At 71.6% G+C, this 3,879-nt stretch carries 1 protein-coding gene; it reads right to left on the reverse strand.

Annotation, left to right across the window (positions count from 1 at the left end):
• Positions 1 to 3,823, reverse strand: a 3,823-nt coding sequence (locus tag AC08ON_RS12260) for a molybdopterin-dependent oxidoreductase (RefSeq protein ID WP_476616997.1), incomplete at its 3' end; no start/stop codon positions are given.
• Positions 3,824 to 3,879 lie beyond the last annotated feature (56 nt).

The raw sequence follows: 3,879 nt of genomic DNA on the forward strand, positions 1-3,879 counted from the left end.
GCCACTCGACGATGCCCGTAACGGCGTCCCGGCAGGTGCCGCATCCGGTCGTCGCCCGGGTACCGGTGACGATCGCCGGCAGGTCACGTGCTCCGTCCAACCAGCAGCGGGTGATCCCGCCCTTGGTCACGTTGTTGCACCGGCAGATGGTGACCCGGTCGGGTAGGGTCGCCGGACTGTCGGTGACGGTGACCTCGGTCCGGGTCGGGAACAGCAGGCTGCGCCGGTCGGCCGGCACCGGAGCCTGCCGGTCGAACAGCTGCGTCACGGTCCCCACCGTCGGGTTGTCACCGAGCATGATCGCGCCCACCAGCCGGTCCCCGCGGATCACCAGCTTCTTGAAGGTGCCCCGGGTGACATCGACGAACTGCAGCACCTCGGCGTCCTCGTCGAACTCGTCCACGTCGACCTCGCCCATGGTGGCGAGATCCACTCCCGACGCCTTGAGCCTGGTCACGGGTCGGGCGCCGCTGTAGCGCGTGGCGGGGTCGGCGGCGGTGACAACGTCGGCCACCACCCGGACCTGGTCCCATGCCGGCGCCACCAGCCCCTGCACCGTCCCCTCGTGCTGCGCGCAGTCACCGACCGCGAACACGGCCGGATCGGCGGGGGAGCGCATCTGATCGTCCACCACGATCCCGGCTTCGACCGGCAGGCCGGCCGCCGCGGCAAGGTCGGTCACCGCCACGACGCCGGTCGAGACCACCAGCAGATCGGCGTCGAGCACCTCGTCGCCGGCCAGCTCCACGCCGGTGAGCCGCTCGTCGCCATGGATCCGGACGACCCTGGCCGCGAGCCGGGACCGCACCCCGAGTCCGGCCAGCGTCCGGACCAGCACCTGTCCGGCCCGCCGGTCGAGCTGGCGGTTCATCAGGTGACCCGCAGCGTGCAGGACCGTCGTGTCCAGACCGCGGCGGACCAGGCCGCGGGCCGCCTCCAGGCCGAGTAGGCCGCCGCCGAGTACCACCGCGCGGGTGGCCCGTTCGGCCTGGGTGAGGATATGCCGGCAGTTGTCGAGGGTGCGGAACGCCGCCACTCCGGGTAGCAGCGTCCCATCCGGTCGGGTCAGTCCCTCGATCGGTGGCAGCCACGCCCGGCTCCCGGTGGCGAGGATGAGTACGTCGTAGGCGACGACGCTGCCGTCGTCGGCCGTGACGGTGCGACGCGTACGGTCGATGTGGTGCGCCACCACGCCGGCCCGGACGTCGACCAGAGCGCACGGGGGCGTGTCGTCACCGCTGTCGCCGGACGCCGCATGGTCGACCAGGGTGATGTCGGCCAGATCCGCCTTTCCTGCCAGGACGTTCGACAGCAGGATGCGGTTGTAGGCGGGATGCGGCTCCTCCCCGAACACGGTGATGATCAGGTTGGGATCTCGGGAACGAAGCTCACTGATCATCCGGGAGCCCGCCATCCCATGCCCCACGATGACTACGCGGCGCGGCCCGGAGGCCCCTGTGGAGTCCGACGCGGGCGCGGCGTCGTGCATCATGGTTCGGGGCCTTGCGGTCATCACCGTTGGCGCCTTCCGCTCGGTCGGCTGCGGCCCGTCAACATGGCTCGAACGGGTTCGGCAGCCCCGACCCGTCGCGCTGGGAACGGACCCGGTGGCATGCCGATCGTCGCCCGGGTGGCCGATCGGGTCGTCGTCCGGGTTGTCGATCGGCTCGACCGCGACCGCGCACACCTTGAACTCGGGCATCCGGGACGTCGGGTCGAGCGCATCGTTGGTCAGGGAGTTCGCCCGTCCGGCCCCGGCCCAGTGGAAGGGCAGGAAGACGGTGTCGAATCGGAGGGTGTCGGTCAGCCTCGCCGGCACCTCGCAGGTGCCTCGTCGGCTCGTGACCCGCACCGGCGCCCCCTCAGCGATCCCGAGCCGTTCGGCGAGGTCGGGATGGATCTCGACGAAGGGTTCCGGCGCGGCGTCAACGAGGGGTCTGATCCGGCGGGTCTGCGCACCGCTCTGGTAATGAGCCAGCACCCGCCCGGTGGTCAGGTAGTAGGGGTACTCGGGGTCGATGTCCTCCGCCACCGGACGGTGCTCGACCGGCACGAGCCGGGCCCGTCCGTCCGGAGTGGCGAAGCGGTCCAGGAACATCCGGGGGATGCCCGGGTGCGTCTCGTCCGGGCAGGGCCAGAACACCCCGTCCGATGCGATGATCCGCTCGTAGCTGATGCCCGCGTAGTCGGCGATCCCCCCGGCGCTGGCCCGGCGCAGCTCGTCGAAGACCGCCCGTGGTTCGCCGGGGAAGCGCTCGGCGTGGCCGAGTCGGGCGGCGAGCGCCGCGATGATCTCCAGGTCGGTGCGTACCCCGGCCGGAGGAGGCCGCAGCCGTTCCCGCCGCAGTACCCGACCCTCCAGGTTGGTCATCGTTCCCTCCTCCTCCGCCCACTGGGCGGTCGGCAGGACGATGTCGGCCATGGCCGCCGTCTCGCTGAGCACGAAGTCGGCGACGACGAGCAGGTCCAAGGCGGCCAGCCGCGAGGTGATCCGACCGGCCCGGGGGGCGGAGACGGCGATGTTGCTGCCGAGGATGAGGAGCGCCCTCGGGCCCTGCGGCGTGCCGAGCGCGTCCAGCATCTCGTAGGCGCTGCGGCCCGGACCGGGGATGGTCGTCGGGTCGACGCCCCAGATCCGACCGATGTGCTCCCGGGCCACCGGATCGATGATCTTGCGATAGCCGGGAAGCTGGTCGGCCTTCTGCCCGTGTTCCCGGCCGCCCTGCCCGTTGCCCTGGCCGGTGAGACAGCCGTAGCCCGACCCGGGGGTACCGGGCAGCCCCAGTACGAGGGCGAGGTTGATGAGCGCCGTGACGGTGTCGGTGCCCTTGCTGTGTTGTTCGGCACCGCGGGCGCTGAGCACCATCGCCCGTTCGGCCTGGGCGAGCAGGCCCACGGCGGCGTACTGGTCTGCCACCGGCACTCCGGTGATGCGCTCCACCCGTTCGGGCCAGTAGGAGGCGAGTACTGCTCGAAGCTCGGCGAGGCCCGTCGTCCGAGCGGCGAGGAAGTCGCGGTTGGCGTACCCCTCCGTTAGGGCGATGTAGGCCAGCCCGTTGGCCAGGGCCAGGTCAGTTCCCGGGGTGATCTGCAGATGTAGGGCCGCGGCGCGGGCGGTGGCCGTCAGCCGCGGGTCGACGACCACGAGCGTCCCGCCGTTCTCCCGCTGGCGGGTCAGGTACTGCATGAACGGGGGCATGGTCTCGGCCGCGTTGCTGCCGACCATGATGACGGCCCCGGCGTGCGCGATGTCCTCCAATGGGAAGGGCAGGCCCCGGTCCAGCCCGAACGAGCGGATGCCCGCGGCGGCCGCCGACGATATGCAGAACCGGCCGTTGTAGTCGATCGCGGAGCTGCGCAGCGCCACCCGAGCGAACTTGCCCAGGGCGTAGGCCTTCTCGTTGGTCAACCCGCCGCCGCCGAAGACGCCGACCGCGTCCGGGCCGTGTTCGCGCTGGAGGCGGATGATCCCTTCGGTGATGCGGTCGAGTGCCCGTTCCCAGCTCACCGGCTCGAGGGGGGCGTCGCGTCGTGGCCGCATCAGTGGGGTGGTGAGCCGGTCCGCGGCGGTCAGCAGTTCGGCGGAGGTCCACCCCTTCTGGCACATCCGGCCCCGGTTGGTGGGGAACTCGCGGGCGAGTACGGCAACCGGCCCCGGAGACCTTCCGCCTGCGGGTTCCGGGCCGTCGTCTTTTCCGGTGCCTTCCTTGGTGGCGCTCTCCGGGGTGGCGCGCAGCATCATTCCGCACTGCAGGGCGCAGTACGGGCAGTGTGTCGCCGCCTCGGCAAGGGGCGCGGCCGGCACCGGCATGGTCGTGGTCACGCACCGAGCGTGCGGCGGGGGGTGTCCCAGGGCCGCGCAGAGATCACGTTACGTTG

The sequence above is a fragment of the Frankia sp. CoWAU3 genome, from assembly GCF_977971855.1.